Source organism: Bartonella sp. AD328YNZD (assembly GCF_042196425.1).
This window is the reverse complement of sequence record NZ_JBHIQG010000344.1, coordinates 1-2,421: the sequence shown is the minus strand read 5'-3', so window position 1 is coordinate 2,421 and position 2,421 is coordinate 1. Positions and strand designations below refer to the sequence as shown.

The following is a 2,421-nucleotide window of genomic DNA, read 5'->3' as shown; positions in this document are numbered from 1 at the left end:
GGTCTTGTGGCAAGTGTGACCGCCCTCACCATGAAAACCATGCATCTGGGAGATAGTCTTTATCACGCATCACACCATTTAAATATGAGTGTTACGGCACTTCAATTATGGGGTGATGCAGCCGATAATTCAGGCACTTCTGCCGAACTTTTTCAACAATCCTTAGCGGTTTTAAATAGGCGTTCGGCACAAGCCTATGCTGGACAAAAAAGAGGCATGATGGGCTTTGAAGCACTTGGCATTTCTGTCAAAAACACTTCTGGAAAACTCAAATCCACTTCTGTCTTGTTAGAAGAAATTACCGACAAGATGAGTAAGATGAAAAGCCAAGCACAAAGACAGCATATTGCCGCTCTGCTGTTTGGGGGTGATGGTAAAGAAATGGCGACCATGCTTGCACAAGGCATGGCGCCTATCAAAGAACTGTTTGCAAAGGCGCGGAAAGGAAAATGGCTCATAGGCGCCGATGTTGCACGCTATGCAGCAGATTTGAGTGATAAGCTTGGTGCTTTTAAGAAAAAAATAGGCGGTATCGCGAGCTTTATTGGCGCCCGTTTTATGCCCGTCATCAATGATATGATTGACGGTTTTTCAAAGTTGATTGATGAAAACCGTGATCTCATTCAAACAACCGTTGCGAGCTGGGCAAAAACCTTAAAAAAAGTCCTTAATGATTTGCTTAATCCTACCTCTGATTTAAGAAAAAGCATCAGTGATCTCACAGAGAGGATTAAAGGCTGGTTCCAATGGCTAGAGCCATTGATTGGTGAAATAACCCTCTTTAAGGTGGGGCTTGTAGCTCTTGGTTCCTTCATTTTTGGTCCACTCATTGCCGCATTAGCAGCCGTGGGAACAGCGTTTGTTAGCCTTGGTATCACAATTATGACGACCCCCATAGGCTGGTTAATGGGTGGCATTGCAGCGCTCTTTGTCCTCTATCAATATTGGGACAAACTCAATGGTTGGGTAGCAGCATCTTTAGCCGCGGTTGGGGCAGTTCTTGTAGCGTCACTTATTCCAGCAATAACCGCCGTTGGTTCTGCTTTTATATCGCTTGGTATTGCCATCATGACAACCCCCATAGGCTGGATAATGGCTGGTATTGCAGCTCTTGTTGCTGCCGGATATCTGCTCTACAAACATTGGGATACAGTCATAAGCTTTATAAGCAAGTTATGGGATTCTTTTTACAGCTTATGTAGTAATGTTTTCAATAACCTCTTGACGTTCTTTAAAAACTTTTCACCACTCTCTTGGATTTCGAAAAAAATCAATGAACTCATTGAATGGCTGTTTGGTGTCGATTTAATGGAAGTAGGTTCCAATCTTATTAATGGGCTTTGGGAGGGCATCAAAAGCAAATGGAATGCTCTGTCTGAATGGCTTAGCGGCATGATGAGTAAATTAACCAGTTGGATGCCTAATTGGATGAAAGAAAAGTTAGGGTTTAATGTCTCAATAGACAAAACTTCAACGAAGACCATTAAAACCTTTACCGAAGAAACTAATACACGGGCAAAAAGAATGCTGGATACAGCAGTGGTTACAAATACCCCCCCTGAAAAACGCAAAAGTGGCTTTAATACAAGCGTAGTCGAAACAGGACAAATGCAGGCTACAAATGCAAAAGTGGGCGCCTTCAAAGCTCCCAAGCCCATTACCGTTCATAAGCCGGTAGAAGTAGATGCCCGCGTGATGATTTCAAATTTAAATATTTCTGTCCCCAATGGTCTCAAGGACGAAATCAGAGACGCAGTCAATCAAGCCCTTGAACGCTATGCCAAGCAGCAACGCTTGGCTATAGCCTCTAGCCTTTCGGATTAAGCGCCATGATGTTAGCTTTGGGTGGTTTTATCTTTTCCATTGAAACAGCTGCTTATCAAACCCTTGACATGTCTTATGGCATTCCATGGGTCGAGCAAGGGCGATTGGGGCGCAAAGCAGCGCTTCAATTGCCTGCCCTTGCAAATGCAGAGTTTTCTTTAACCGGTGTGATCTATCCAGATTTTAAAGGCGGTCACGGACAAATCGAGTATTTGCGACAAATGGCCCATAATGGTCCTCATATCCTTGTAACCGGTCAGGGGAAAATTTTAGGCAAGTTTGTTATCCTTTCTGTAGAGGAAAAACAAAGCATTTTTCACTATAACGGGTCCCCCAAAAAACAAGAATTTACGATAAAGTTGAGAGAATATGGTGAAGAGCTATGAGTGATCTTTACGTAACAAAAGAAGGTGATATGGTTGATGCCATTTGCTGGAGATACTATGCAAAGGGTCAACAAGCCCTTGCTGTTGAACGCGTTTATGCAGCAAATTTTGGTCTTGCAGACTATGGACCCATTTTAAAAGCAGGCATCACAATCGTTTTGCCAACCCTCCCCTATCCTAAAGCCACACCGGTGATTAGAATTTGGGGTAG

3 protein-coding genes are annotated in these 2,421 nt (G+C 43.4%); all 3 read left to right on the top strand.

Annotated features, from left to right (window positions below; genetic code table 11):
• Positions 1–1,824: phage tail tape measure protein (locus ACFIO3_RS11570; protein ID WP_375704497.1), on the top strand; the 1,824-nt coding region annotated here is incomplete at its 5' end.
• A gap of 5 nt (positions 1,825–1,829) precedes the next feature.
• Positions 1,830–2,210 carry a phage tail protein gene (locus tag ACFIO3_RS11565; protein WP_375615277.1) on the top strand — a complete coding sequence of 127 codons (381 nt, stop codon included), beginning with the start codon at positions 1,830–1,832 and terminating at the stop codon, positions 2,208–2,210.
• A partial coding sequence (locus tag ACFIO3_RS11560) for a tail protein X (RefSeq protein WP_375704496.1) occupies positions 2,207–2,421 on the top strand: 215 nt, incomplete at its 3' end. The genes ACFIO3_RS11565 and ACFIO3_RS11560, both read left to right, overlap by 4 nt.